Source organism: Streptomyces drozdowiczii (assembly GCF_026167665.1).
Classification (GTDB): Bacteria; Actinomycetota; Actinomycetes; order Streptomycetales; family Streptomycetaceae; genus Streptomyces; species Streptomyces drozdowiczii_A.
Genome location: NZ_CP098740.1, coordinates 4,100,999 through 4,126,527 on the forward strand (window position 1 = coordinate 4,100,999; position 25,529 = coordinate 4,126,527).

The 25,529-nt window shown below is 70.3% G+C and carries 23 protein-coding genes and 3 pseudogenes; 17 read left to right on the forward strand and 9 right to left on the reverse strand.

Annotation, left to right across the window (positions count from 1 at the left end):
- Window position 1 precedes the first annotated feature (1 nt).
- From cbiQ to NEH16_RS18740, 4 genes are all read left to right on the forward strand, one after another.
- Window positions 2–763: a cobalt ECF transporter T component CbiQ gene (cbiQ, locus tag NEH16_RS18725; protein WP_073968618.1), complete on the forward strand. Its 762-nt coding sequence runs from the start codon at window positions 2–4 to the stop codon at window positions 761–763.
- The gene (locus tag NEH16_RS18730; RefSeq protein WP_265543831.1) at window positions 760–1,533 is read left to right on the forward strand and encodes an energy-coupling factor ABC transporter ATP-binding protein; all 774 of its coding nucleotides are present in this window, start codon (window positions 760–762) and stop codon (window positions 1,531–1,533) included. The genes cbiQ and NEH16_RS18730 overlap by 4 nt, the downstream gene beginning before the upstream one ends.
- A 66-nt stretch (window positions 1,534–1,599) precedes the next feature.
- Entirely contained in the window at window positions 1,600–2,760 is a 1,161-nt protein-coding gene (locus NEH16_RS18735) for a serine hydrolase domain-containing protein (RefSeq protein ID WP_265547256.1), read from the forward strand.
- Window positions 2,761–2,836: 76 nt separating this feature from the next.
- Entirely contained in the window at window positions 2,837–3,613 is a 777-nt protein-coding gene (locus NEH16_RS18740; RefSeq protein ID WP_265543833.1) for an SDR family NAD(P)-dependent oxidoreductase, read from the forward strand.
- 76 nt (window positions 3,614–3,689) lie between these two features.
- Here NEH16_RS18740 and NEH16_RS18745 read toward each other — a convergent pair whose 3' ends face one another.
- Window positions 3,690–4,433, reverse strand: coding sequence for an SDR family oxidoreductase (locus NEH16_RS18745; protein WP_265543835.1), 744 nt, complete (start codon window positions 4,431–4,433; stop codon window positions 3,690–3,692).
- 104 nt (window positions 4,434–4,537) lie between these two features.
- Between NEH16_RS18745 and NEH16_RS18750 the strand changes: the two genes are divergently transcribed.
- The 3 genes from NEH16_RS18750 (at window position 4,538) to NEH16_RS18760 (ending at window position 6,917) form a co-directional block, all read left to right on the forward strand.
- A complete protein-coding gene (locus NEH16_RS18750; protein WP_265543837.1) occupies window positions 4,538–5,386 on the forward strand; it encodes a LysR family transcriptional regulator in 849 nt (282 codons plus the stop codon).
- Between the two features lie 283 nt (window positions 5,387–5,669).
- On the forward strand, window positions 5,670–6,080 hold the full coding sequence (locus NEH16_RS18755; RefSeq protein WP_265543839.1) for a VOC family protein: 411 nt from the start codon (window positions 5,670–5,672) through the stop codon (window positions 6,078–6,080).
- A gap of 303 nt (window positions 6,081–6,383) precedes the next feature.
- Window positions 6,384–6,917, forward strand: a complete 534-nt coding sequence (locus NEH16_RS18760; RefSeq protein ID WP_265543841.1) for an NUDIX hydrolase — start codon at window positions 6,384–6,386, stop codon at window positions 6,915–6,917.
- Here the strand turns inward: NEH16_RS18760 and NEH16_RS18765 are convergent.
- Window positions 6,895–8,241: a helix-turn-helix domain-containing protein gene (locus tag NEH16_RS18765; protein WP_265543843.1), complete on the reverse strand. Its 1,347-nt coding sequence runs from the start codon at window positions 8,239–8,241 to the stop codon at window positions 6,895–6,897. The genes NEH16_RS18760 and NEH16_RS18765 overlap by 23 nt on opposite strands.
- A 322-nt stretch (window positions 8,242–8,563) precedes the next feature.
- Between NEH16_RS18765 and NEH16_RS18770 the strand changes: the two genes are divergently transcribed.
- The 6 genes and pseudogenes from NEH16_RS18770 to NEH16_RS18795 form a co-directional block, all read left to right on the forward strand.
- Entirely contained in the window at window positions 8,564–8,893 is a 330-nt protein-coding gene (locus tag NEH16_RS18770) for a hypothetical protein (protein ID WP_265543845.1), read from the forward strand.
- A complete protein-coding gene (locus NEH16_RS18775) occupies window positions 8,881–9,999 on the forward strand; it encodes a radical SAM protein (protein WP_265543848.1) in 1,119 nt (372 codons plus the stop codon). The genes NEH16_RS18770 and NEH16_RS18775 overlap by 13 nt, the downstream gene beginning before the upstream one ends.
- A complete protein-coding gene (locus NEH16_RS18780; RefSeq protein ID WP_185992985.1) occupies window positions 9,996–10,133 on the forward strand; it encodes a hypothetical protein in 138 nt (45 codons plus the stop codon). The genes NEH16_RS18775 and NEH16_RS18780 overlap by 4 nt, the downstream gene beginning before the upstream one ends.
- An 84-nt stretch (window positions 10,134–10,217) precedes the next feature.
- Window positions 10,218–11,039 carry an aminoglycoside phosphotransferase gene (locus tag NEH16_RS18785; RefSeq protein ID WP_265543851.1) on the forward strand — a complete coding sequence of 274 codons (822 nt, stop codon included), beginning with the start codon at window positions 10,218–10,220 and terminating at the stop codon, window positions 11,037–11,039.
- 1,255 nt (window positions 11,040–12,294) lie between these two features.
- Window positions 12,295–12,990, forward strand: a complete 696-nt coding sequence (locus tag NEH16_RS18790; RefSeq protein WP_265543853.1) for a hypothetical protein — start codon at window positions 12,295–12,297, stop codon at window positions 12,988–12,990.
- A gap of 496 nt (window positions 12,991–13,486) precedes the next feature.
- Window positions 13,487–13,740, forward strand: a pseudogene (locus NEH16_RS18795) (IS5/IS1182 family transposase); the annotation flags it as partial.
- An 83-nt stretch (window positions 13,741–13,823) separates the two neighbouring features.
- Here the strand turns inward: NEH16_RS18795 and NEH16_RS18800 are convergent.
- The 4 genes and pseudogenes from NEH16_RS18800 to NEH16_RS18815 all read right to left on the reverse strand — a co-directional run bounded on the left by NEH16_RS18800 (window position 13,824) and on the right by NEH16_RS18815 (window position 18,309).
- Window positions 13,824–14,240 (reverse strand): DoxX family protein, encoded by a 417-nt coding sequence (locus NEH16_RS18800; protein WP_265543855.1) that lies wholly within the window; start codon window positions 14,238–14,240, stop codon window positions 13,824–13,826.
- Window positions 14,241–14,256: 16 nt separating this feature from the next.
- Entirely contained in the window at window positions 14,257–15,981 is a 1,725-nt protein-coding gene (locus NEH16_RS18805) for a discoidin domain-containing protein (RefSeq protein ID WP_265547258.1), read from the reverse strand.
- A 181-nt stretch (window positions 15,982–16,162) separates the two neighbouring features.
- Window positions 16,163–17,262: pseudogene (locus NEH16_RS18810) on the reverse strand (DUF1996 domain-containing protein).
- A 156-nt stretch (window positions 17,263–17,418) separates the two neighbouring features.
- Window positions 17,419–18,309 carry a LysR family transcriptional regulator gene (locus NEH16_RS18815; protein WP_265543857.1) on the reverse strand — a complete coding sequence of 297 codons (891 nt, stop codon included), beginning with the start codon at window positions 18,307–18,309 and terminating at the stop codon, window positions 17,419–17,421.
- A 91-nt stretch (window positions 18,310–18,400) separates the two neighbouring features.
- Between NEH16_RS18815 and NEH16_RS18820 the strand changes: the two genes are divergently transcribed.
- Window positions 18,401–19,309 carry an EamA family transporter gene (locus tag NEH16_RS18820; protein ID WP_265543858.1) on the forward strand — a complete coding sequence of 303 codons (909 nt, stop codon included), beginning with the start codon at window positions 18,401–18,403 and terminating at the stop codon, window positions 19,307–19,309.
- A complete protein-coding gene (locus NEH16_RS18825) occupies window positions 19,306–19,941 on the forward strand; it encodes an NAD(P)-dependent oxidoreductase (RefSeq protein ID WP_265543860.1) in 636 nt (211 codons plus the stop codon). Before NEH16_RS18820 ends, NEH16_RS18825 begins: the two co-directional genes overlap by 4 nt.
- On the opposite strand, the gene NEH16_RS18830 is transcribed toward NEH16_RS18825, so the two are convergent.
- From NEH16_RS18830 to NEH16_RS18840, 3 genes and pseudogenes are all read right to left on the reverse strand, one after another.
- On the reverse strand, window positions 19,935–20,459 hold the full coding sequence (locus NEH16_RS18830) for an NUDIX hydrolase (RefSeq protein ID WP_265543862.1): 525 nt from the start codon (window positions 20,457–20,459) through the stop codon (window positions 19,935–19,937). The two genes, NEH16_RS18825 and NEH16_RS18830, sit on opposite strands and share 7 nt — an antisense overlap.
- A pseudogene (locus NEH16_RS18835) lies at window positions 20,456–22,104 on the reverse strand (penicillin-binding transpeptidase domain-containing protein). The gene NEH16_RS18830 and the pseudogene NEH16_RS18835 overlap by 4 nt, the downstream one beginning before the upstream one ends.
- Before the next feature lie 146 nt (window positions 22,105–22,250).
- The gene (locus tag NEH16_RS18840; protein WP_265543865.1) at window positions 22,251–24,029 is read right to left on the reverse strand and encodes a dolichyl-phosphate-mannose--protein mannosyltransferase; all 1,779 of its coding nucleotides are present in this window, start codon (window positions 24,027–24,029) and stop codon (window positions 22,251–22,253) included.
- Window positions 24,030–24,081: 52 nt separating this feature from the next.
- Between NEH16_RS18840 and rsmI the strand changes: the two genes are divergently transcribed.
- Window positions 24,082–24,978 (forward strand): 16S rRNA (cytidine(1402)-2'-O)-methyltransferase, encoded by an 897-nt coding sequence (gene rsmI / locus NEH16_RS18845; protein ID WP_265543867.1) that lies wholly within the window; start codon window positions 24,082–24,084, stop codon window positions 24,976–24,978.
- Between the two features lie 160 nt (window positions 24,979–25,138).
- Window positions 25,139–25,528: a hypothetical protein gene (locus NEH16_RS18850; RefSeq protein ID WP_265543869.1), complete on the forward strand. Its 390-nt coding sequence runs from the start codon at window positions 25,139–25,141 to the stop codon at window positions 25,526–25,528.
- The last annotated feature ends 1 nt before the right edge of the window (window position 25,529 follow it).

Consider the following 25,529-nt stretch of genomic DNA (forward strand, 5'->3'; position numbering starts at 1 on the left):
CATGGGCGCCGGCCACGCCCACAAGCTCTACCGGCACGGGCACTCACCGGTCCACGACCTGCCACCGCACTGCAAGCTCGCCGCCGTCTTCTGCTTCGTCGTGGTCGTCGTCTCCACCCCGCGCGAGGCCGTCTGGGCCTTCGGGCTCTACGCGCTGCTCATCGCGGGCGTCACCGCGCTCGCCCGCGTCCCGGCCGGCTTCCTGCTGAAGAGGCTGCTGATCGAGGTGCCGTTCGTCGCGTTCGCGCTGCTCATGCCGTTCGTCGTGCCCGGCGAGCAGACCCACGTCCTCGGCCTCTCCGTCAGCGTCCCCGGCCTCTGGGGCGCCTGGAACGTGCTCGCCAAGGGCACGCTCGGGGTCGCCGCGTCCGTGCTCCTCGCCTCCACCACCGAGCTGCGCGAACTGCTGCTCGGCCTCCAGCGCCTCAAACTCCCGCCGCTGCTCGTCCAGATCGCCTCCTTCATGATCCGGTACGGCGATGTGATCACCGACGAAATGCGCCGCATGTCCATCGCCCGCCGCTCCCGCGGCTTCGAGGCGCGCGGCATCCGGCACTGGGGCGTCCTCGCCAAGTCGGCCGGGGCCCTGTTCATCCGCTCCTACGAGCGCGGCGAACGCGTCCACCTCGCGATGGTCAGCCGGGGCTACGCGGGCTCCATGCCCGTCATCGACCAGGTGACCGCATCCCGCACCCAGTGGGCGTACGCCTCCGCCCTCCCGCTGCTCGCCCTCGCCGTGTGTCTGGTGGGATGGACCGTATGAGCCCCGACCCCGCCCCCGTACCGCCCTCCCTGGAGGTCAGCGGCCTCGCGTACGCGTATCCCGACGGCCACCAGGCGCTCTTCGGCGTCGACCTGACCGTCGGACGCGGCGAACGCGTCGCGCTGCTCGGCCCGAACGGCGCCGGCAAGACGACCCTCGTCCTCCACCTCAACGGCATCCTGGAGGCCGGTGCCGGGTCGGTGCGCGTCGCCGGGATGCCGGTCGACAAGCGGAACATGGCCGAGATCCGCCGCCGCGTCGGCATCGTCTTCCAGGACCCCGACGACCAGCTCTTCATGCCCACCGTCCGCGAGGACGTCGCCTTCGGACCCGCCGCCGGAGGACTGCGCGGCGCGGAGCTGGAGGAACGCGTCATGGAGGCGCTGAAACAGGTCGGCATGGAGGAGTACGCGGGCAGGCCGCCGCACCACCTCTCCTTCGGGCAGCGCCGCCGCGTCGCCGTCGCCACGGTCCTCGCCATGCGGCCCGAGATCCTCGTCCTGGACGAGCCCTCCTCCAACCTGGACCCGGCCTCCCGGCGCGAACTCGCCGACATCCTGCGCTCCCTGGACGTCACCGTCCTGATGGTCACGCACGACCTGCCGTACGCGCTCGAACTCTGCCCCCGCGCGGTGATCCTCAGCGAAGGCGTCATCGCCGCCGACGACCGCACCCAGGACCTCCTCTGCGACGAGCCCCTGATGCGCGCCCACCGCCTGGAACTCCCCTTCGGCTTCGACCCGCGTTCCGTGACGGTGAATTCCGGGTGACCCGCCCCACCTCCGACCTGCGGTGCCGTGCACCATGGGGGGATGAGCGGGAGTGCGGCAGCAGGGGTGGACGTACGCGGCACGGCGGCGCCCGGATTCGAAGCGGTCCGGGACGCCTTCGTCCGTAACTTCGAGCAGCGCGGGGACCGGGGGGCGGCGGTCGCCGTCTACCGGCACGGGCGCAAGGTGGTCGACCTGTGGGCCGGCACCAGAGACGTGGACGGCACCGAACCCTGGGCCGTCGACACCGTCCAGGTCGTCCGCTCGGCGGGCAAGGGCATCGCCGCCGCCGTCCCGCTGCTGCTCCACCAGCGCGGCCAGATCGACCTGCACGCCCCGGTCTCCACGTACTGGCCGGAGTTCAAGGCGAACGGCAAGGAGCGCGTCCTCGTCCGCCACCTCCTCGCCCACCGGGCCGGTGTCCCGGCCCTGGACCGGCCGCTGACCCCTCAGGAGGCCGCCGACGGGGTGAGCGGGGCGCACGCCGTCGCCGCCCAGGCCCCGGCCTGGGGGCCCGGCGAGGCGCACGGCTACCACGCGCAGACCTTCAGCTGGCTCATCGGCGAACTCGTGCGCCGCGTCACCGGGCGCACCGTCGGCCGCTGGGTCGCCGAGGAGATCGCCCGCCCGCTCGGCCTCGACTTCTGGTTCGGCATCCCCGACGACGAGGCCCACCGGGTCGGCCGGATCGGCCCCGTCGAACCGCCCGCCGCCGAGAACACCGGGGCGCTGCGGATGCGCCCGAAGCGGTCGGTGGTGGACGCCTACCGCGACCCGGAGTCGCTGACCCGGCGGGCGTTCGGCGCGATCGACCCGCTGCCCGACGAGAACGACGCCGCTTACCGGGCCGCCGAACTCCCCGCCTCCAACGGCACCGCGACCGCGCGCGGCCTGGCCCGCTGCTATGCCGCGATGATCGGCCCGGTGGACGGCCAGCGCCTCTTCGCCCCGGCGACCCTGACGCTGGCGCGCACGGAGGAGTCGGCGGGCCCGGACCAGGTCCTGGTCGTCAACACCCGTTTCGGCCTGGGCTACATGCTCCACGGCCCGTCGAGCCCGCTCCTCGCGCCCGGCTCCTTCGGCCACCCCGGCCGGGGCGGCTCGCTGGGCTTCGCGGACCCGGAGTCGGGGATCGCCTTCGGGTACGTGACCAACGGCCTCCAGAAGGGGGTCACGGCGGACCCGAGGGCGCAGGCGTTGGTGCGGGCGGTGCGCTCGGTGCTGTGACTGGTGGGCGCGCGGGGGGAGTTGCCACCGGCCGCCCCCGGCCCGGGGCCCTGGTCCGGGCGGTACGGTCGGTGCCATGACTCGCTTCGACGGATACGCCGTCCTCATCACCGGTGCGGGCCGGGGCATCGGCGCCGCCACCGCCCGCCTGCTGGCCTCGGAGGGCGCCCGCGTCCTCGTCACCGACCTGGAGGGCGACCGGGCGGAGTCGGTGGCGGCGGACATCCGGGGCAGCGGCCGTACGGCCGAGGCGCTGGTCTGCGACGTGGCGGACCGCGCGTCGGTCGAGGCGGCGGTGGCGTACGCCGTGGAGACCTTCGGCGGGCTCGACGTCCTCGTCAACAACGCGTACTCGTGCAGCCTGGACAGCACGCTCTTCGAGGACGAGCCGGACGAGACCTGGCACCGCGACCTGGACGTCAGCCTGGGCGGCGCGTACCGCTGCTCGCGCGCCGCGATGCCGCACCTCGCCGCGTCCGGGCGGGGCGCGATCGTCTCCATCGGCTCCGTCAACGGCATGCAGGACTTCGGCAACCACGCCTACAGCGCAGCGAAGGCGGGCCTGGCCAGCCTCACCCGCACGTTGGCCGGCCACGCGGGCCCGCGCGGCGTCCGCGCCAACCTCGTGGTCCCCGGCACGATCCGCACGGAAGCCTGGTCGGGCCGGGAGGCGGAGCTGGACCGGGTCAGCGCGCTGTACCCGCTGGGCCGCGTCGGCGAACCGGAGGACATCGCGAAGGCGGTGGCGTTCCTGGCGTCGTCGGACGCGGAGTGGATCACGGGTACGTCGTTGTGCGTGGACGGGGGGCTCACGGCGGTGAACACGGGGTTCCGGGCGGCGGTTTCGGAGTAGCGCGGCCGGGGCTTCCTCTGCGACGGGGCGAGCCGGCCCGGGCCGCGGCCCTCGGCGCGTACCGGAACCGTCCGTGCTACCAGGGGATCTCCCCCTCGTCGCTGAAGAAGCGGCCGGTGGGGCCGCCGTCCTCCACGGTGGCCAACCGGATCGCGGCGGTCGCGCCCTGCTGCGGGGTGCGCGTCCCGCGGAAGCCGTTGAGGTCGGTGGCGGTGTAGCCGGGGCAGACGGCGTTGATCAGGATGTCCGTGTCGGCCAGCTCCTTGGCGTACTGCACGGTGACGGCGTTGAGGAACGTCTTGGACGGCGCGTAGGCCATGGAGATCGGGCCGGTCTCGGCGCCCGGGGTGGTCTGGAGCGTGAGGGAGCCGACGCTGCTGGACACGTTCACGATCCGAGGGGCCGGGGAGCGGCGCAGCAGCGGGAGCAGGGCGTTGGTGACGCGGATGACGCCGATCACGTTGGTCTCCACGGCCGCCCGCACCCGGTCCACGTCGACCGTGGTGGGCTCCTGGGGGTGGCCGCCGGTGATCGCCGCGTTGTTGACCAGCGCGTCGAGCCGCCCGGCCCGCTCCTCCACGAGCCGGGCCGCCGCGGTCACGCTCGCGTCGTCGGTCACGTCCAGCGGTACGCCGAAGACGTCGGCCCCGGCGGCGCGCAGCTCGGCCACGGCGGCCTCGCGCCGCTCCTCGTCCCGCGCGCCGACGCCGACCGTCCAGCCGAGCGCGCCGAGCCCGGCGGCGATCTCGTAGCCGATGCCCTTGTTGGCCCCGGTCACCAGCGCGACCTTGGGGTGGTTCACGGTGTTCGTCTCAGTCATGACTCCGATACTTCTCCCGCACCGGGCGGGGCGTCCAAGACCGACCGGGTGGGCGGCGATACCGCCCGGGTATCGCTCCTGGTCCGGCCCGTTACGCTGGCAGGGTGGAGACGCGTGAACTGCGGTACTTCGTCGCGGTCGCCGAGGAGCTGCACTTCGGCCGGGCCGCGGGGCGGCTCGGGATCGCCCAGCCCCCGCTGTCGCGGGCGATCGGCGGGCTGGAGCGGCGGCTGGGCGCGCCGCTCCTGGAGCGTGGCAGCCGGGGCGTCACCCTGACGGCGGCCGGGGCGGTGCTGCTGCGGGAGGCGCGGGCGGCGCTGGACGCGGTCGAGGCCGCCGAGCGCCGTACCCGCCGGGCGGCTCTCGACGCGGCCGGCCACCCCACCGTGATCCTCGCCGCGAAGGCGGGCGCCTCCGGCGAACTGCTGGCCAAGCTCCTCGACGCCTACGCCGCCGAGCCCGGTGCCGTTACCGTGGACGTCCTGCTGTGCGGGCCGGGCGAGCAGGCGGGCGTGCTGCGCGACGGCCGGGCGGACGTGGCCCTGCTGCACCGGCCGTTCGACGACCTGGCCGGCTTCGACACGGAGGACCTGCACACGGAGGGCCAGGTCGCGGTCCTCCCGGCGGGCCACCCCCTCGCCACCCGCCCCCACCTGAGCCTCGCCGAGGTCGGCGCCCTCCCCGACCTCCCCCTCCCGCGCTGGCCACGCCCCGACGGCACCTTCCCGGACGGCCCCGGCCCCCAGGTCCGCGACCACACCCAACTCACCCAGCTCATCGCCCTGGGCCGCGCCTGCGCGATCGTCCCGGAATCCATCCGCCCCAGCCTCCACGAGGGCCTGACCGCCATCCCCGTCCCCGACAGCCCCCACGTCACCACAGTCATCGCCTGGCCCCCACACAGCCGCTCGACAGCGGTAGCGGGGTTGGTCCGCGCGGCCACGGCGCTGTGACGAACGCCGAGGTGGTGTTCCTGCTGCCGGTCCAGGGACTACCTGGTGCGGTTCGCCGTCAGGGCACCCGGACCCGTGATCCGCCGGCGGACGTGCGCCGCATGATTGACCGCCGCGAGATCGTCAGCGGCGGCTCCCTGGTCGGGCTGCTCTACGTGCTGATGGACGAGGCGACCCGCTGACGTTGATACCGATCACGAGTCCGTCTCGTGCGGCGTCGGGCAGAACGTGCTCGCACCAAGGGCCCTCGCAGCCGGGCGTGGCCTTGTGCCAAGATCGCGGAATGCTGCGACTCACCGATTTCATTATCGACTGCCCGGACACGATGAAGCTGGCGGCCTTCTACTCCGAGGTCACGGGCCGGCCGGTGAAGGAGGACAGCTCCGAGGACTGGGCCGGGATCCGGTTCGGCGAGATCGAGTTGGCGTTCATCCGGGTGGCCGACTACCGCGCTCCGCAGTGGCCCGACAGCGAGCACCCCAAGCAGTTCCACCTCGACTTCGAAGTGGACGACATCGAGTCCGAGCAGCGCCGCGTCCTCGACCTCGGCGCGACGCTGAGGCAGGACTTCATCGGCCCCAACGGCTACGGCTGGCGGGTCTACACCGACCCGGTCGGCCACCCCTTCTGCCTGTGCCGCAACAAGGGCGTCGTCTGGACCGACGAGGGACCGGTCTGGCCCGAGCGCGACTAGCCCCTCGCACGCTCCGGCCCAGCGCACCGCCCCGGGCCGGGATGCCGTCCGTGCAGGGCAGAGGCGTCCCCCAACGCCGTTATGGCGCAGGGCGGATGACGCCGCTACGCCCAGGTCGTTTCCCGAACGCTGAGCGTCCCCCCCGGGCCAGTCCCGGGGCGTCGGCCGCGGCGTATCCATTCTCGCAAACGGGGGCGCGGAGGTGGGGTTTCTGCTGGCGGGCCAGGTGCCCGCCCTGCGGAGCCGTTCGTCGGCCGTCCGCTGCTCTGCGATGCTGGAGACCGATCGAGAGGGGCCGCAGCGATGCAGTGGAAAATCCACGGGGAACGTCCGATCTACGAGAACAGCTGGGTGAACCTGTGGCTCACCGAAGTCGAGACGCCGGACGGAAACCGCTGGGAGCACCACGTCGTCAAACTCCGGCACTTGGCGGTAGCAGCCGTCGTCAACGACCGGCGCGAGATCCTCATGATGTGGCGACACCGCTTCATCACGGACGCCTGGGCGTGGGAACTGCCCATGGGTCTGGTTGAGGAGGGCGAGACGCCGGCTGAGGCGGCGGCCCGTGAGGTGCTGGAAGAGACGGGCTGGCGGCCTGGCCCGGTCAAGCCGCTCATCTACGCCGAGCCTGCCAATGGCATCACCGACTCCCAGCACCACATCTTCCGCGCCGACGGAGCAACGTACGAGGGGCCTCCGACCGAGAAGAATGAGTCGGACCGGATCGAGTGGATCCCGCTGGCCGATGTGCGGGGCATGATCGACCGGCGCGAGATCGTCAGCAGCGGCTCCCTGGTCGGGCTGCTCTACGTGCTCATGGACGAGGCGATCCGCTGACCTGGCGGGGCAGTGTTTCCCGGAGCCGGGACTCGAACGCCACTGCGGCCGGTTCCCGACGAAAGGGCTCCAACTGCTCGTAGAACTCGCGAAGATGGCTGCCGACGCGCTGGGAACTGACGGCTGCCGCCGGGGCCAGGGCGTCCATGGCCGTGTGGCACGCCTCATCGAGTTTGCCGCGCTGGAGCTGGATTCGGGCCAGCCAGAAGGCGTGGAAGGCGCGCCCTCGGTGGTTCGTCCGGTGCTCTCGGCGGAGGGCGTCCGCGATGAGAGGTTCGGCGAGAGCTGCTTCGCCCAGGCGGCCATGCGCGATGCCGGTGTCCACGATCAGCTTCGGTTCATCGAAATAGGCGACCCAGCCGGGGTCCGGATCACCAGTGCTGATTCGCCCGAACTGGCCGTGGGCTTCGGAGATCGCGGTGTGCGTCGCACCGCGATCTCCGAGAGCAGCGTGGGCGAAGGCTTCACGCATCGCGAGCATCGCCAGTACGCGCGGTGTCGTCCCCGCTGCCTCCCTGGCCTGATCCTGGGCGGCTGTGACGAGTGCGAGGGCGTCGCCGGGCTTGTCCTCGTACGTGGCCTGAAGACTCATGCAAGCGAGAACGTTGGCCATGAACTGGCGGTCGTCGATTGCCCTGGCGAGACCGAGGGATTCGGTGAAGTAGGCGCGTGCCTGGCTGTACTGACGGGCGTCGAAGTAGGTCCACCCGGTCAGCCGGGCCAGTTCGGCCGCGATGCCGTGCAGGCCGGTTCGCAGGGGGGCCGGACGCTGTTCCTTAAGGAGACCGACAACGTAACGGAGCTGGCCGACAACTGCCGGTCGTAAGGTCTCGCCCCCGTGCTCGTCGTCTCTGCGCCAGTAGTCCGCGATTGACGAGTGCAGGGCGTCCAGAGTCGAGAGGCTGAGATCGTGCTCGGCTGCCAGAACGAGGATGCTGTCGACATCCGCTCCCGGCAGCCCGGCGCCAAGCGACTCGACGGCTGAGGCCGGCGCTTCGGCCGGTTCCCTAGGCTTGGTCGTCAGGCTCGGTGGAGTCTCCCAGGAGCGTCGGGCAAGGCCAAGCATCTGCCCGGGGATGCGAAGCCCGTCCGAGATCCGTTCGACCACGTCCATGTGCAGCAACTGCCGCCGTCCGGCGATCACCTCGCCCACACGGCTCGGGGTCAGATCGCAGCGGCGCGCGATCATCGACGGATAGATGCCTGCTCGTGCTTTGACCAGTCTGAAGACGCGGCCGAAGTCTCGGGTCCGGCATGCCTCGATCATCACCGGATCCGTAAGCAGGCTGACCGGGAGTTCCTGAGAGCGGGATGGCTCGGGCATCGGGCACGCTCCAGCATGAGGACTACGAATTGCTTCTACTAGCCTACTGAGGGTGATGCTACCCAGGTTGGGTAATCCGCTTGGCCTTTCTGGCGGGGTCCGTGGATCGCGATGCTCCTGACATGGCGGACGGACAGAACGAGGTACGCATGACGTTGCGGGTTTCCCGTGACTCCGGCCGGGCGTGGGGACCTCTCACGGCGGTACGTGTGGGTGAAGACCCGGTTGTCGCAACTAACCCGGGCCGCTACCCGCCGTGCGTCTGCCTCCGGTGCTCGCGACAGGCCGGCAACGCCATCGCGTCCTTCGGAATGGTCTCGTGATGCGTTGCTCGCACTGGCGTCGGGTGCCCCTCGACCTGGCACGGGAAGCGCGCGAGAAGTCGGCTGCCCCGTACGGGGACACGGCGGTGCAGTGCCAGCTGTCCGCGCACGACGAAGGCGAACACCTTGGCCTACTCACCGACAACGGGGTGTACGGAACCGCGCTGTTGCTCCGCTGGCACGGGGCGGACGCGGTGCAGCTTGTCGGGCTGCCGGACTCCCCGGTGGCCGCCCCGGGGCCCGGCGGTGACGGCTGCTGTCTGTTTGCCGACCACACCCAGCAGCACACCTGGGAAGACGCCCCGGAGGAGGCCCCGTGCACAAGCTGATCGCGAGCCCGTACAACGGAACGTTCCTTATCGCCCGTCCCGGCTCCAAGGGCGGCATGCGCATCCCCCGGGCCCTGTACGAGGAACTGGCCTCGATCGCGGAGAGCAGTAGCCCTCTACCGGCCTGGCTTCTCGACCACGCCCGTACGGCCTGGAACGTGGACCTCGCGCGCGCGGCGATGCGGGACGCCGTTCTCGTACGCTCCGAGGCCCGCCTCGGGTACGGCCGGGCCACGTACGAGATCAACAAGGGCTGCAACTTCAACTGCGAGCACTGCTACCTCGCGGAGCGGAAGTTCGAGGGGCTGCCCTGGCCCGACAAGGTCCGGCTCCTGCGCCTGCTGCGGGACGCCGGGGTGTTGTGGCTCCAGTTCACGGGCGGCGAGCCGCTGATCGACCGGGACTTCGTAGACGCGTACACGCTCGCCCACCGCTCCGGAATGCTGATCGAGATCCTTACCAACGGCTCCCGGCTCCACCGCCCCGAGATCATCGATCTCCTTCGCGACCTGCCGCCGCACAAAGTGACCGTCTCCCTCTACGGGGCGACGCCGGACAGCTTCGACTCGCTCACCCGCAAACCGGGAGCGTTCAAGTTGGTCGAGAAGGGGCTCGTCGCGGCGCGCGAGGCCGGCATCGCGCTCGAACTCGCGCTGATCATCACCCGGCACAACGCCCACGAGCTGGACGCCATGCGTGCCCTTGCAGAGCGGTACGGGGCGAGCCGTCAGGAGTACGGCACGATCTCGCCCACGTACACCGGCACGCCTGAACCGCTGGCCGCGCAGGCTCCCGGATTCCTGGACAAGACCAGCGTCTTCGAGGGCTGCCCCGCAGGCCACACCTTCTTCCACGTCGACCCGCTCGGCCTGGCGACCATGTGCAAGGTCGGCCGCGAGAACCCCATCGATCTCATGTCCGAGGGCCTGGACGGACTCCTCCGTCTGCCCGGCATCGCGGATGCCCAAATGCTTCGCACCGGTGGCTGCGGCGGCTGTCAGCTCTCCGGCACCTGCCGGGTCTGCCGACCGCTCGCCAAGGCGTACCAGGAGGCGAAGGCACCACTGAACACCTACTGCCAACACGGAAGCGAGGAAGCGTCATGACCGCAGTCATGGTGGAGATCAGCCCCCGACCGCCGGTCCTGGAGGAGCCCGAGGGAGTGATCCTCCTGGACGACCTGGAGGTGCTGTCCGAGGGCGCCATTCCGGGCTGCAACGACGACAACCCGTACCGGTAGACAACCGGGCGCGTGCCCCTGCGGGGCTCCGGAGGCCCTTCGTCCGGAGCCCCGCACCACCATCCTCTGGAAGAGTGAAGCCCCATGGCGACCATCCGCATCGGCCTCGACCAGCTGCCGCCCGCAGCTCGTACCGCCGTCGAGGAGCACACCGGCCCCTTCCTCGGGGTTGAGGAAATGACCGAGGGCTTCAACAGCGAGATCGCGGCCCGCGTCACCTCCGCCACGGGCACCTGGCACATCAAGGGTCTACGCACCGACCACCCCCGCGCCTGGACCCAGCGCCGAGAAGCTGTCGTCGCCCCCTACCTCACCGGCTTGGCCCCTGCCCTGCGCTGGCGTGTCGAGACGGCCGGCTGGGACCTCCTCGGCTTCGAAGCGCTCACAGGCCACCACGCCGACTACGCCCCCGACTCCCCAGATCTCTCCGAAGTCGCTTCTCTGCTGCGCCGCCTCGGTGAAGCCTCGTGCCCCGGCATCGAACTCCGTCGAGCCGAGCAGCGCCTGGAGCGCTACGCAGCCCACGCGGACGACCTCCACTTCTTCGCCGGACCCCACCTGCTCCACACCGACCTGAACAACACCAACGTCCTCGTGGACGACGACGCCCCTGCGGGCGACCGCGCCCGCTTGGTGGACTGGGCCTGGGCAACCCGCGGAGCGGCCTGGCTCGACGCCGCCTACTGGGTCATCTGGCTCATCGCATCCAGCCACACCCCCGCCTCCGCCGAACACTGGGCCGCCGAAATCCCCTCCTGGCACACAGCCCCCACCGAAGGCATCACCGCCTTCGCCGCAGCCAACGCCAACGTCTGGTCCGAGATCAGCACCGTCGACCCCGACCCGTGGACCCAGCGCCTCGCGGCTGCTGCCGCCACATGGCACGCGCACCGTATGACTGGTTGAACCGAGGTGAGGCAGAAAGGGGTGCGCCTCAGCGTTGGGGGACCGTCCGCTGAAAGGCTGTTCCGCCGAATTCCTGCGTGTGCGGCTGGGAATCGCACCCACGGTGACTTGTGCCAAGACGGCTTTCAAGACCATGCCGCCTACTCAATTGAAACCACGCTGACCTGCGCCCCGGGCACGGACAGGCCCCTCGTACGGTCCGCCTGTGGCTCGTGAACGGCCCACAGGCGGACCGACAGGCACCCAGGCGTCTCCTTCCGGTGCGACCCCTTCGTCCCGAAGTAGCTTGAAGACGGGAGTCCGATGGCAGGCTAGTCGTTATTGTTGTTGCACTCGCTGCTCTACCAAACCACCACCTACCAGCTCGTTCGGCATCTCCCTCTCGTGTGCAGATGAGCGAGGACGGGTTGATCGAGCTACCGGGACTGCGGCCCCCAGCACCGCTGCCCCCGTGCTGATCGGGACGGCAAGCCTGGGGCTGATCCAGACGCTGACGGTTACGCCCAAAGCCAGCAAGCCGATCAGGACCCTCGCGGGATGGCGGCTGGCCATCCTACGGGCTTTGTTGTAGAGGCGTACATTCATGTGCGGCACCTTCTTCGGGCGACTCGCTATCGAGTGGGTGTAAGCGCGGCCTCCTGTTGCCCCAGGGGGCCGCTCGTCGTCGACGTGCCGTCACTTTCCCTCATCTAGTGCTGATTTACTTGCTTGCCTGCGAGACGCTTTCGCCCGCATGTAGCTTGTACAGCCGTACGGTGAAACCCGCTGGTCAGGGGCCAAGTCTGATGCGGGCCAAAGGGTCGAACTGTCTGAGATGCCGACTTGAAGACCCTTTCGCCCGCATGTAGCTCTTACAGCCGTACGGTGAAACCCGCTGGTCAGGGCCTATGCGCCATGCGGGCCAAAGGGTCAGATAGGGGTTGACGTGCCAAGAAACGCTGATCGCCGCGAGCGCCGGATGGCTGCCCTGCAAGGCCGGCTTCCGCGCTTGCGGGAGGCCACTCGGGGGCTCGGCTCGCTCCATGCGCGCGGGGGACTCTGGCCATCACACATACGGATCAGGTCCGAGTTCTTCAGTGGGTCGCCATACGTGCCGTCGCCTATAGCGCGTATTTCGGCACCGCGAGGGATCAACCTGCAAATTTACTTGCTCGGGCTATTCGAGGCTCAGACTAGAAAAAGAGACGGCATGGCGGGGCCTTGCCCGCTGCCGATTCTGGGCTCTCGCCATGAGGTCTCGTGGTCCACGATCGTGGTGTCTGCGGCCACGCAGAACATGCAAGCAAAGGTGCCAGTTACTGCGGCGCAGAATCGTGCTCGTCAGATTAAGTCTGCTTTCAAGCGGTTGGTGGATGAGAACCTCGCTGTGCGAAGTATTGGGGATCCAGTGAATCCTTTTCCGTTGATGCTGCTTCATGAGTCTGGAAGTGCCCACTTCGAGAAGTACGGTTACACCATTCCAGAGTGGTATGAGAATGGGCCTTCAACAGTATCGCTTCATGTGGACTTTTTCAGAGAGGGTTGGGTCTACCTGCTGACTCCTGCTGAAATCCGCATGTACCTAGTGCTCAACCATCTAGCTTCTCGCTTCCCTGATGTACATGCCCAGCATGGAGTCTATGTATCGGAACAGGACAGAGAGTGGAAGTACGGCTTGTCGCGAGACGTTTATGAAGCGCATCTGACCCTGTCGCGATTCGGCCTCGTGGAGAAGGTTAACGATAAGACTCGACATGCAGACGGTAAGGTGATCAACTACAGCGAAAGGGTGGCGCGCGGGGAATTTACATCCCCGCATCGCTTCAAGGTTGCGCCTGGCAAGTCTCTAAGAGGGCCAGCATGGGAAAGGGTAGAAAGAGCCCTCATGAACTACCCTCCCACCTTTGAGCAAATGAAAAAGGGAGCGAGGGTAGTGCTCGGCGAGCCAAGCGCCGCATTGCGCGACCAGTAGCCGAACAGAGACTCGCCGGTTTGCAACCTTTGCGGTCAAGTCGCCGTTGAGCCCTGTGGCTGGATTTGAACAGTCGGCAGTTGTCAGCGGTGGTCGTCATTCAGTTCCCTTTCGCGGCCCCGTCACGGCTCGCAGGGTGTTATTCGGTGCCAATCTCCTGGGCTTTGGCAGGTCGCCCGCCTTCTTTCCAGGCACAGACTCGGCGGATGCCTATGCTTCTGCGGTAAGACTCAGGGGGTGCCCATGGCTGGAGCTGGTGGATAGGCTGCGTGCACTGGACCCTGCGCAGTGGCAGCGGGAGATTCATGACATCGAGGGCCTGCTTCGGAGGCAAGTGCAGCAGAATAAGGAGAGGGGTGAAGCAGAGTTGAAATGACGGCGAGAATGGGGAGTTCTTCTAGAACTTGCCTTCACCCTTGCGATTAGTGGGCCTCTGCTATGGCTCTTCTACCGGCTGCACCATTGGTGGTCGTGGGCTGTGTACTGGCTCCTCGCTCTGCGTAGACGGCGCATCAAGCACACGATTCCCGAGCCGAAGGGCCAGTGGGCCAACCGCCTGCGCAGAAGCAGCGCGGACGGCAGACCTACTGGCTTCGACCGCGAGCGCTACCGGCGGCGCAACGAGGTCGAGCGGACCATCAACCGGCTCAAGAACTTCCGCACGGTCGCCACCTGTTACGACAAGAGGGCCTACGCCTTCCACGGCACGGTCACCGCAGCGGCAAAATCCGTTTATGGATCCGCCCATGATCCGCCGGGCAGCGCCTAACCCCCAATGCCGACCGGCCCCCACGGGCAGTCCCGGGGGGCCGGTCGGCGGCGTGGCCGTTCCCTCAAACGGGGGCGCCGAGGTGGTGGTCCTGCTGCTGGGTGCGGGTTGCGGCGAAGGCGCCCGGGCCGGTGAACGTCAGCAGCAGGAGCGTCCAGCAGAAGAGGGCCGCGGGTTCGCCGCCGTTCTGCATGGGGAGCAGGGCCGCCCGCTGGTGGACGTCGAAGTACGCGAAGGCCATGGAGCCGGAGCCCAGGAAGGCGGCCGTGCGTGTGCCGATGCCCAGGGTCACCAGGAGGCCGGCGGCGAGCTGGATGACCGCCGCGTACCAGCCGGGCCAGGTGCCCGCCCGGAGGGTCTCGCGGCCCAGCACGCCGAACAGCGAGGCGATGCCGTGGCAGGTGAACAGCGACCCGATGACGATGCGGAACAGGCCGAGCACGTAGGGCCGGGCGCGGTCCAGGTGGTGCGTGGGCATCATGAGCGCCGGTCTCCCGTCAGCTGTAGACGCCGAACTCGTAGAGGGAGTAGCCGTAGCCGGAGCCGCGCGCGGTGCCGTTGATACGGACGTAGCGGCCCGTGCCGGTGACGTCCAGGTCGTCGATGTCGCCGTTGCCGTCGGTCACGGTCTTGATCGTCGTCCAGTTCTGGCCGTCCTCCGACGTCTGGATCTCGTAGCCCTTCGCGTACGCCGGGTCCCACGCCAGCTGGACGTGCTTGATGGCCGTGGAGGTGCCCAGGTCGACCTGGAGCCACTGCGGGTCGCTCCAGTCGCTGGCCCAGCGGGTGTCGAACTTGCCGTCCACCGCGTTGTCCGCGCCGCACGGGCAGCCGCCGGTCGGGTCCGTCTGGAAGGAGGAGGCCGTGGCGGGCTTGCCCTGCGAGACGTTGGTGCCGTCCACCTTCGGCGGGATCACCTTGAGGGACTTGGTCTCGACGCCCACGTTGCCGTGGCCGTCCCGGGCCTTCACGTACACCTTGTAGACGCCCGTCTTGCTCGGCGCCTTCGCGGTCAGCGTGCCGTCGCCGTTGTCCTTGGTCTCGGCGGGGACCAGGGCCTTGTTCTGGTCGATGTAGTTGCTGCTGAAGAGGACCTGGTACGTGATCGCGTCGCCGTCCGGGTCCGTGGTGTGCGTGCTGACGCGCACGTCGGAGCCGGTGGGGACGCCCTCGGTGGCGTTGTCGACGGTCATGTCGGAGATCACCGGCGGGGTGTTGTCACCGGAGGTGTCCGCGCCGTACGCCTTCTTCACCGCGTAGTACGAGAGCCGCTTCTCGCCGCCCGGCAGCAGGTTGAACCACACACCGCCGAAGTCGTCCTCGGTGCCGTAGTGGAACATCGTGGCGCCCAGGGCCACCCCCGTGTGCCCCGTGACGCAGCCCCATGCCTTGGTGTAACCCTCGGCCTTCGCGGCGTCGGTGGGCTCGTCCGGTACGCCGTTGGCGTCGTCGTCCACCTCCCACTCGCCGGCCGGGCCCGTCTCCGTGACGATGTACGGCTTGTCGTAACCGCCCTGCTCCCAGTCCGACTTGACGTTGCAGACCGCGTCGTAGGCGTTGACCGCGTAGAGGTCCAGGTCCGGGGCGTTCTTCTTGTAGTACGGCCAGGCGCCGGTCCACGCGTCCGTGGAGGTGACCGGGTGGTTCGGGTCGACCTCGTGGATCTTCTTCGCGATGTCGTTGACGAAGGAGGTGTACGCGTTGCGCTGGGCCTCCAGTTCGTCGCCGCCGTAGCAGTTCTGCAGGCCGAGCGTGGACTCGTTGCCCACGTTCCACATCAGCACGCCGGGGTTGTCCTTGTAGGTGTCGACCCACTTCGGGAACTCGGCGAGCATGTCGTTCTTGTACTGCGTGTCCGTCAGGTAGTTGACGCAGCCGCCGCTGCCGGGGCCGCCGCCGGGCTGGAGCCAGAAACCGGCGATCACCTTGACGCCGTTGGCCGCCGCCGTGTCGAACAGCGGCTTGCTGGTGGCGTCCGTGCCCCAGGTGCGGATCGTGTTGACGCCCATCGACGCCAGGTCCGGCAGATACTTCCCGGCGTCCGCGACCGAGGGGCCCCAGGTGAGGCCCTTGACCGTATACGGCGAACCGTCCACCGTCAGCTGCCAGTTGCCCTGGGAGCCGGTGACCTTCACGACGTTCCCGGCCGCCTGCGCCGCCGGTGCCTGGAGGGCGAGCAGTCCGCCGCCCAGCAGCGCCGCCGCCGCTACGGGGGCGATCAGGCGGCGGGTCGTACGGGTGGGGGATGGTGCATGTGTCTCTCTCCTTGCGGGTGGGGGGAGTTGGGGGGATGGGGAGGTGGTGCTGTGCGCGCGCGGTCCGGGGCCTCCGCGATCTTGGAGAGCGCTCTCCGGTGTGGGCCGAAAAAAGGCCCCGGACCTGTGGGGGTGCGCGCGGTGCCGGCTAAGGCAGCTCGTAGTTCCCGTCGAGCACCGCGCCCTTGTCGGGGTGGTTCTCGTCGTAGCCGTGCGGGTCGCACTGGAGGCCGCCCTTGATGCAGTGGGTGACCATCGCGTCCAGCGTGGCGGTGTCCCAGCCGTTCATGAAGTCGTAGTGGAACGAGAAGCCCGCCCCGCTCGCCAGCTTCACCTGCGACATGTCGCCGTTGACCGGCCACGCCATCTTGAACTCGATCATCGGCAGCGCGACCGGGTGGTCCGCCGGGCAGGAGTTGTAGTTGGCTCCGCCCGCGACCGGGTACGCCATGTGGCTCTTGTGGTCCGGCGTGTCCAGGTGGATGCCGTCCCAGCAACTCGGCGCCTGGAGGCGCAGGTTGAGCTGCACGTCCCGGCGGTCGGGGCAGCTGGCCGGGAAGTTGTAGTTCTTGAAGGAGTCACCGCACTCCCAGCCCTCGACGGTGCCCTTCAGGTTCTTGAACTCCTCCTGGCTCTGCATCGGGCTGCCGACCACGTACCGCAGGCCCTTGGGGAAGGGGCGCACGCTGCGGTAGTCGGTCACACCCGACTTGTAGTAGATGGTCTGGACGCCGTCCGGGAGGACCTTGGTGTCCCCTTGAACAGGCTCGGCATCCAGTAGCCCGACTTGTCACCGGGCGCCAGGCATGTGGTGTCGCCCGACTCCAGCGAGGCGGCGGTGGTGTACGCGTCCGTCGTGGTGTTGCCCATGAACGTGTGGTCGTGGGACTTGCCGGGCTGGCCCGGGTAGACGATCGGGTCGTCCGGCGCGGTGTGCGTGGGGGCGCACTTGGCCTGGAACTCGTGGAAGTACGCCGTCGGCGGGACGTCCATCGAGGGGGTGACCCCGGTGACCGGCGGGTCGGCCATGATGTAGCCGTCCCCGTCCGGGTCGTCGCCGGACGCCTTGGTGGACGCCGGCATGCCGGGCATCCCCGGCATCGAGTAGGCCGCGTGCTCGGTGTGCGCGGCGGCGCTCGTCTCGGGGGCCGCGTTCGCCGTCGCGGCGATCCCGGCGATCCCGGCGGTGGTCAGGCTCAGCGAGGTGAACAAGAGCAGTCCGGTGAGGGTTCTGGACCTCCGTGGCATGGAGACCTCCTGCTGCGTCGTGGGGGAGCGTGGGGTGGGGGAGGGCGCCCGGCCGGGGAGGACGGAAGCACTGCGGTCATTCTTGGAGAGCGCTCTCCCGTGTTTCTGGAGTGTTCCGTCCCTGACAAGAGCGTGTCAATACTTCGTGTCGTCACTTCATGAGTCCTCCCCGTCCTTCACGGGGATGCCGAGCGCCGCCAGGAACGCCGTCGCGGCCGGGGTGCGGCCGGACCGGCTCCAGGCGGCGTGCTGGACGCGGACCGGCGCGTCGGAGACCTCGACCGCGACGATGCCGGGGAGTCGGACGGCGTACGCGGGCGGCAGCATCGCCACCGCCAGGCCCGGGGTGACGAGGCTCGCGATGTAATCCGCGGTGGTGACCTCGAAGGCGACGTCCCGGACGAGTCCGGCGGCGGCGAACGCCTGGTCGGTCTGGGCGCGTCCGGCCGTGCCCGCCGGGAAGTCCACGAAGACCTCGGAGGCGAGTCTCCGCAGGTCCACGGAGGCCGCCCCGGCCAGCGGATGGTCCGGGGCGACGACGGCGACGAGCCGGTCGCGGGCCAGTTCGTGGCGGCCGACGCCCCGGGGCGCCGCGGTCGCGGGCAGCCCGAGGAAGGCCACGTCGAGGGCGCCCTCGCGGACCTGCTCGACCAGCTCGTCGCTGGCCCCCACGCGCAGGCTGACCCGCACCTGGGGGTGGCGGCGGCGGAAGTCGCCCAGGGCGGCCGGGATGTCGACGGCGGTGACCGTCGGGATCAGGCCCACCGCGAGCCGGCCGCGCACCTCGCCGACCGCCGCCGCGACCTCGGCGGCGGCGCGCTCGGCGGCCTCCAGGCACTGGCGGGCGGCCGGGAGGAACGCCTCGCCGGCCGGGGTGAGCCGCACCCGGCGGGTGGTCCGCTCGAAGAGGCGCCCGCCCAACTCCCTTTCCAGGCGGGCGATCTGGTGGCTCAGGGCCGACTGCACGACGAGGCACCGCTCGGCGGCCCGGGTGAAGCTGCCGGTCTCGGCCACGGCGATCACGTAACGCATCTGCTGGAGCTCCATGGGTGCATCGTCCATTCATCGTGGATCGAGATCAATGCGGTGACGGACATGTGTTGGACTCATCAATGGGCCCGGACCGAGACTTCGGACCATGACAAGTCGACCCACGGCGCTGTCCCGTACCGCCCTGACCGCGCTCGCCCCGGCGGTGTGGGGCACGACCTACATCGTCACCACGGAGTTCCTGCCGGCCGGGCACCCGCTGTTCGCCGGTTTCCTGCGCGCCCTGCCCGCCGGTCTCATCGCCCTCGCCGTCACCCGCACGCTGCCGCGCGGCGCCTGGTGGGGGAAGGCGGCGGTGCTCGGGGTGCTCAACATCGGGCTCTTCCTGCCGCTGCTGTTCATCGCGGCGGAACGGCTCCCGGGCGGTGTCGCCGCCACCCTGGGCGCCGCGCAACCGCTCGTCGTCGCCGTCCTCGCGGTGGCCGTCCTCCGCCAACCGCTGTCCGCCCGCCCCCTGGTGTGGGGCGTTACGGGGGTGCTCGGCGTCGGCCTGGTGGTCATCGGGCCCGGGGCGGAGCTGGACGCGGCCGGGGTGGCGGCCGGTCTCGCCGGGGCCGCGACGATGGGGCTCGGCGTGACGCTCACCAAGCGGTGGGGGCGCCCCGAGGGCGTCGGCCCGCTCGCCTTCACCGGCTGGCAGCTCACCGCCGGGGGCCTCTTCCTGGCGCCGGTGACCTTCCTCGCCGAGGGCGCCCCGCCCGCGATCGACGGCCGCGCGGCGCTCGGCTACCTCTGGCTGGGCCTGGTCGGCGGGCTGCTGACGTACGCCCTGTGGTTCCGGGGGATCGGCGCGCTGCCGGTGACCTCGGTCGCCGTCCTCGGACTGCTCTCGCCGCTCGTCGCTGCCGGTCTCGGCGCGCTCGTCCTCGGCCAGACGCTCGGCCCGGTCCAGCTGGCGGGCTTCGCGCTCGCCCTCGCCTCGGTCGTCGGGGGCCAGCTCCCGGGGCGCGCCCCTGTCGTCCTCCCCACTCCCGTACCGGAAAGGGCCCCTCGATGAGGATCGCCGTTCTCGGAGCCGCAGGCATGGCCGGCTCCCGTGTCGTCACCGAAGCCGCGCACCGGGGCCACGCGCTCCTCGCGGTCTACCGCTCCACCCGCCCGGACACCCTGCCGCCCGGCGTCACCCCGGTGGCGGGCGACGCGGACGACACCGACGCGATGCGCGCCCTGTTCGACGGGGCCGACGCGGTGGTGGCCGCGACCCGTCCGCCCCAGGGGCGCGAGCACACCATCGCGGCGACCACGACCGCGCTGCTCGACGCGGCGGCGAAGACCGGGACGCGCGTCCTGGTGATCGGCGGCGCGGGCCCGCTGGCGGTCCCCGGGCAGCCCGGGCGGCTGGTGGTGGACGACCCCGCGTACGTACCGCCGCAGTGGCGCACGGTCGCCGCCGCCAGCTCCGCCCAGCTCGCCGCCTGCCGGGCGCACCCGGCGGCCGACTGGACCTACGTCAGCCCGCCCGCCGTCCTGGAGCCGGGCCCCCGCACGGGTGCGTACCGCCGGGGCACGACCACCCTCCTCACGGCGGAGGACGGCGCGTCCCGCATCGCGGTGGAGGACCTGGCGGTGGCGGTGCTGGACGAGCTGGAACGGCCGCGCGGGGAGCGGCACTTCACGGTGGGCTACTGAGCGCCGGGGGCGGCCCGCAGCGCGGCGGCGATCCTGTCGTGGATCAGGAAGTCGGCGGGGTCGCGGTTCTCCTTGAGCCGGTCCAGGTCCCCGGGGCCGAACCAGCCGTAATCGCTGATCTTGGCCCACTCCAGGGCGGGGCGGTCCAGGTCGCCGTCGACCTCCACGAGGTAGTCCGCCTCGTGGCGCAGCCCGCCGCCGTCGTCGCCGGTCCAGCTGGTGACGCCGAGCAGGGTCCGGAGCCTGCGCAGGCGCCATCCCGTCTCCTCGGCCACCTCCCGGGCGAGGGCGGTCAACAGGGTCTCGCCGGGCTCCACATGGCCGCCCACGATGTCCCAGCAGCCGGGGAACAGCCGTTGGCGGGGGCCGCGCTTCTGCGCGAAGGCGCGGCCCTGTCCGTCGAGGATCACCGCGCCGACGGCCCACGTCTCGCCGTCGGCGGGGACCGGGACGTCGACGCCGGGGTCGACCAGGACGTCCGGGCCCGGCGCGCCGGGCCCCTGGTCCGCCGGGGTCACGGCCCCGCCCGCAGGACCTCCGCGACGACCGGGCCCGCCGCGTCGCCGCCGTGGCCGCCGGACTGGACCAGCGCCGCGGCCGCCAGGTCGTTGCTGAAGCCGGTGAACCAGCTGTCGGAGGTGGCGTGGCCGTCGACCTCCGCCGAGCCCGTCTTGGCGCCCTTGTCGCCGCCGACGCTCGCCATGGCCTGGGTCCCGGTGCCCTCGGGGCGGTCGCGGTGTAGCGCAGCATCTCCTTGAGCTGGCCGGAGACGCCGGGCGGCAGCGGGGTCGCGGTGGCGAAGGTCCGGTTGTCCAGGGACTGCGCCACGATGAACGGCTGCCGGAAGCGGCCGTTGACGGCGGTGGCGGTCACCGAGGCCATGTTGAGCGGGTTCATCTGGATCTTGCCCTGGCCGATGAACGAGGCGGCGGTCTCGGCGCCTGAGGACTCGGGGACCTTGCCGTCGACGGTGGCGATGCCCGTCTGCCAGTTCCGGCCGATGCCGAAGTACTGCTCCGCCTCGACGGCCAGTGCGGTGTCCCGCTTGTCCTTCAGGGGCGCGACCGGCTTGATGAAGGCGGTGTTGCACGACCGCGCGAAGGCCGTCTTCAGGGTCGCGCTCGGCATCGAGAAGTTGTCCAGGTTGTGGAAGGTGACACCCTCCCAGCTCACCTGGGACGGGCACGCCACGGCACTGTTCGCACTGCCCAGGCCATTCTGGATGATCATCGCGGACGTGATGATCTTCATCGTCGAGCCGGGAGCCACCGCACCGCTGCGGGACGTCTCAAAGCCGGTCGGCGGGTTGTTGGCGATCGCCCGGATCGCGCCCGTCGACGGCTCGACGGCGGCGACCGACGCCTTCTCGAACTTCTTCACGCCCCGCTCGGCCGCCGCCTGCACCTTCGCGTCCAGCGTCGTCTCCACCCGGCCCGACTTGCCCTTGACCAGGGTCAGCAGCGTCTTGTTCACCCCGTCGGCGTTCGCGCTGTTGATCCAGGTCTCGATGCCCGTCGTGCCGCCGGCCTTCTCGCCGTACTTCTTGCGCAGCTCGTCCAGGATGCCGGCGAGCGACGGGTACTTCTCCTTGGTGAGCACCTGCCCGTTGCGGTCGACCGCCTCGATCGACGCGGTGGAGGACTCGCCGGTCTCCAGCGACTCGCCCTTGGCGAGGTCCGGGTGGATGACGGAGGGTTCCCAGTCCACCAGCGGGCGGCCCGTGGTCAGTCCGCGTACGACGGTGAGCTTCGAGGCGTACGACCAGGACTTCGTCGCGCCCTTGTACGAGACGGTCGCCTTCACGGTGTACGGGACCGTCGAGCCGGTCGCCCTGCCCGGGGTGATCACGGCCTTGGTGACGTGCGCCGTGTCGCTGTAACCGGTCAGCGCGGTCTCCGCGTCCGCCTTGTTGTTGGTGAGCGCCGCCGCGACCGTCCCCTCGCCCTCCGCCCAGGCGGCGAGGAACTTCTTCGAGGTGTCGGCGATCTCCTCCTTGGTGACCGGACCCGACCTCACCTCGGAGGAGTCGGCGGCCGTGCTCGTGTTGCCGCCGACACCGCTGTCCCCGAGCCCGTCCAGGATGTTGTACGCCCCGTACCCCACCCCGCTCAGCACGAGTGCGAACACCCCGCCGACTATGCCTACCTTCGCCCCACTGCGCATTCCCTTACGTCCCCATCCCCCGGAGCCTGCTTCTTGAACACGTTCAAGAAGGCTGTACGGGGCACCCTACGGGACCGTAGTGACAGGAGTACCGGTTGTTATCGGAATGCGACGCGGACATGCCGTGAATGGCGGGATGGGGCCGCTCAGATCCAGGTGTCCAGCCACATCCGGTCGCGCCACGCGTCCTCCGGGATCGGCGTCCCCGTGAACAGCGGCCAGAAGTAGATGAAGTTCCAGATGATCAGCAGCACCAGGACCCCGGCCGCTACCGCGCCCAGCGTCCGCCGCCGCTCCCCGGAGGGGTCGGGTTTCGCGAGCCCGAGTTCGTACCGCGGTCCCGTCTCCGCCGCCGGCCCCAGCATCGCGCCGATCATCATCGACACCGCCAGGCACAGGAACGGCACGAACACGACCGCGTAGAACAGGAAGATCGTGCGCTCCTGGTACAGGAACCACGGCACCCACCCCGCGGCCACCCCGCAGGCGATCGCGCCCGCCCGCCAGTCGCGGCGGAAGATCCAGCGCCACAGCACGTACACCAGGGCGAAGCAGGCCGCCCACCACAGCAGCGGTGTCCCGAGCGCCAGCACCTCGCGGGAGCACTTCCCGGTCACCGACTCGGCGCAGCCGTTCTGCTCCTCGTAGAAGTACGAGACCGGCCGGCCCAGCACGATCCAGCTCCACGGGTTGGACTGGTACGTGTGCCCGGACGTGAGGTGCACATGGAAGTCGTACACCTGGTGCTCGTAGTGCCACAGGCTGCGCACCCAGTCCGGCAGCCAGGTCCAGCTGCCGCCCTTGCCGTCCGTCGTCGCCCAGTCCCGGAAGTAGCCGTGCCGGTCCGGCGAGTTCCGGACGATCCAGCCCGTCCAGGACGCGAGGTACGTGGCCAGCGCGACCGGGACCACCGAGACGAACGCCGGGAGCACGTCCCGCAGCAGCACCGCCGTGTACGGGCGCACGGCCCCGGCGGTGCGGCGCGCGCCCGCGTCCCACAACACCGTCATCAGGCCGAACGCGACCATGATGTACAGGCCGTTCCACTTCGTCGCGGCGGCCAGGCCCAGCGAGACACCGGCAGCGATCCGCCAGGGCCGCCAGCCCAGGCGCAGGTGCTCGGCGACCTTGGTGTCCGGGCGCAGCACCCCGTCCTCGTCCACCGGCAGCGCCGCCGCGAGCCGGCGCCTGGCCCAGTCGCGGTCGATCAGCAGGCAGCCGAACGCGGCCAGCACGAAGAACATCAGCACCAGGTCGAGCAGCGCGGTGCGGCTCATCACGAAGTGCAGCCCGTCCACCGCGAGCAGCGCGCCCGCCAGGCAGCCGAGGAACGTCGAGCGGAACAGCCTGCGGCCGATCCGGCACAGCATCAGCACCGACAGCGTGCCGAGCACGGCGACCATGAACCGCCAGCCGAACGGCGTGAACCCGAACAGCTGCTCGCCGAGCCCGATGATCCACTTGCCGGCCGGCGGGTGCACCACATACCCGGGATCGGTCGGCACGGGCACCTGCGAGGGGTCGTTCAGGATCAGCTTGTCGACGTCCTTGGGCCACGCCCCCTCGTACCCCTGGTTGATCAGCGCCCAGGAGTCCTTCGCGTAATACGTCTCGTCGAATATCACCGCGTGCGGGCTGCCCAGCTTCCAGAAGCGCAGCACCCCCGCGACCGCCGCGACCAGCAGCGGACCGCCCCACGCCGCCCAGCGCACCAGCCGGTCCGCGAGCAGCGGCGGCACGCCGAGCACCGCCCACAGCTGGTTCCCGGGCCGGGTGTACGGCGGGTTCAGCCGCTCCCGCAGCCCGATTCCGGGGCGCGGGGAATGGCCGAAGCGGCGCAGCCGCCGCTGCCAGGAGGTCGGCTCCGGGCCGTGCTGTTCCCCGGCGTCTTGGCCCTGCCGGGCTTCGGGCGCAGTACTCGTCACCGCGCCATCGTAGGGAACGCGTCTGTGGGAGAGGTGTTGCCCGTGCGGGAGGATGGGGCTTGTGACTGGAACGACTGGAACGCTCGTGCTCGCAGGGACCCCCATCGGCGACCTGGCGGACGCCCCGCCCCGCCTCGCCGCCGAGCTGGAGGCGGCCGATGTGATCGCCGCCGAGGACACCCGCAGGCTGCGGCGGCTGACCCAGGGGCTCGGCGTCCACACCACGGGACGCGTCGTCTCGTACTTCGAGGGCAACGAGTCCGCCCGTACGCCGGAACTCGTCGAGGCCCTGGCCGGCGGGGCCCGGGTGCTGCTGGTCACGGACGCCGGGATGCCGTCCGTCTCCGACCCCGGCTACCGGCTGGTGGCCGCCGCCGTGGAGCGGGACATCCGGGTCACCGCCGTGCCCGGCCCGTCCGCCGTGCTCACCGCGCTCGCGCTGTCCGCGCTGCCGGTGGACCGGTTCTGCTTCGAGGGCTTCCTGCCGCGCAAGGGCGGCGAACGCCTCTCCAAGCTCCGCGAGGTCGCCCGCGAGCCCCGCACGATGGTCTTCTTCGAGGCCCCGCACCGCCTGGACGACACCCTCGCCGCGATGGCCGAGGTCTTCGGCGCCGAGCGGCGGGGCGCGGTGTGCCGCGAGCTGACCAAGACGTACGAGGAGGTCAAGCGCGGGCCGCTGGGCGAGCTCGCCGCCTGGTCGGCCGCCGAGCAGGTACGCGGCGAGATCACCGTCGTGGTCGAGGGCGCGCCCTCCGGCGGGGAGGAACTGGACGCGGAGGAGCTGGTGCGCAGGGTGCGGGTGCGCGAGGAGGCGGGGGAGCGGCGCAAGGAGGCGATCGCCGCCGTCGCCACCGAGGCCGGCCTGCCCAAACGCGAGGTGTTCGACGCCGTCGTGGCGGCAAAGAATGCCGCTCGGACCGGCCACGACGACGGCAAAGGACTATCGTGAAAAGCAAAGCGAGAGCCGCGTACCGGCCCCTTTGACCACGAGAAGGCCAAAACCGCTCCAACACTCGACAGGGCCCGGTGCGCTCCCGCCGGTGAAGGCGTCCACTGGAAGACAGGGCGCATTCCCCGGAGTGCTTGTCCGACGGACAAGAGGAGCAGGCATGAGCGACATCACGGCAGCCACCGCACACGAGGCATACGCCTTCGCCTGCATGAGGTGCGGACACGGGTGGGAGCAGGCGTACGAGATAGAGCACCACACCGACGCGTCCGGCCACGCGTACGTGGTCTACAAGGCGGACGGCGAACGGGTGCCCTCGCCCCTGTCCACCCCGACCTGCGCCAACTGCGGCGGGCACGTCGTGCGGATCATGCGGGCCGGGCGGGTCTCCAACATCCAGCGGTTCCTGTACAACCAGAACCGCTCCCAGCCCGCGGCCGGGCCGCTGGTCCCCGAGGAGCCGGCCGAGGAGCCCGTGGCGGCGACCGCCGTCCCGTCCGCCGGCCACCACTGGCACCTCTCCGACCTGCTGCACCCGTTCCGCAAGTGAC

What these genes read in the sequence shown, in the direction of transcription:
- NEH16_RS18740 (WP_265543833.1), top strand. Translation starts at nt 2,837, where the DNA reads ATGACTCGCTTCGACGGATACGCCGTCCTCATCACCGGTGCGGGCCGG.
- rsmI (WP_265543867.1), top strand. Translation starts at nt 24,082, where the DNA reads ATGGGGCTTGTGACTGGAACGACTGGAACGCTCGTGCTCGCAGGGACC.
- NEH16_RS18815 (WP_265543857.1), bottom strand. Translation starts at nt 18,309, where the DNA reads ATGGAGCTCCAGCAGATGCGTTACGTGATCGCCGTGGCCGAGACCGGC.
- NEH16_RS18770 (WP_265543845.1), top strand. Translation starts at nt 8,564, where the DNA reads ATGCGTTGCTCGCACTGGCGTCGGGTGCCCCTCGACCTGGCACGGGAA.
- NEH16_RS18765 (WP_265543843.1), bottom strand. Translation starts at nt 8,241, where the DNA reads ATGCCCGAGCCATCCCGCTCTCAGGAACTCCCGGTCAGCCTGCTTACG.
- NEH16_RS18820 (WP_265543858.1), top strand. Translation starts at nt 18,401, where the DNA reads ATGACAAGTCGACCCACGGCGCTGTCCCGTACCGCCCTGACCGCGCTC.
- cbiQ (WP_073968618.1), top strand. Translation starts at nt 2, where the DNA reads ATGGGCGCCGGCCACGCCCACAAGCTCTACCGGCACGGGCACTCACCG.
- NEH16_RS18850 (WP_265543869.1), top strand. Translation starts at nt 25,139, where the DNA reads ATGAGCGACATCACGGCAGCCACCGCACACGAGGCATACGCCTTCGCC.
- NEH16_RS18800 (WP_265543855.1), bottom strand. Translation starts at nt 14,240, where the DNA reads ATGATGCCCACGCACCACCTGGACCGCGCCCGGCCCTACGTGCTCGGC.
- NEH16_RS18755 (WP_265543839.1), top strand. Translation starts at nt 5,670, where the DNA reads ATGCTGCGACTCACCGATTTCATTATCGACTGCCCGGACACGATGAAG.
- NEH16_RS18745 (WP_265543835.1), bottom strand. Translation starts at nt 4,433, where the DNA reads ATGACTGAGACGAACACCGTGAACCACCCCAAGGTCGCGCTGGTGACC.
- NEH16_RS18760 (WP_265543841.1), top strand. Translation starts at nt 6,384, where the DNA reads ATGCAGTGGAAAATCCACGGGGAACGTCCGATCTACGAGAACAGCTGG.
- NEH16_RS18730 (WP_265543831.1), top strand. Translation starts at nt 760, where the DNA reads ATGAGCCCCGACCCCGCCCCCGTACCGCCCTCCCTGGAGGTCAGCGGC.
- NEH16_RS18785 (WP_265543851.1), top strand. Translation starts at nt 10,218, where the DNA reads ATGGCGACCATCCGCATCGGCCTCGACCAGCTGCCGCCCGCAGCTCGT.
- NEH16_RS18825 (WP_265543860.1), top strand. Translation starts at nt 19,306, where the DNA reads ATGAGGATCGCCGTTCTCGGAGCCGCAGGCATGGCCGGCTCCCGTGTC.
- NEH16_RS18780 (WP_185992985.1), top strand. Translation starts at nt 9,996, where the DNA reads ATGACCGCAGTCATGGTGGAGATCAGCCCCCGACCGCCGGTCCTGGAG.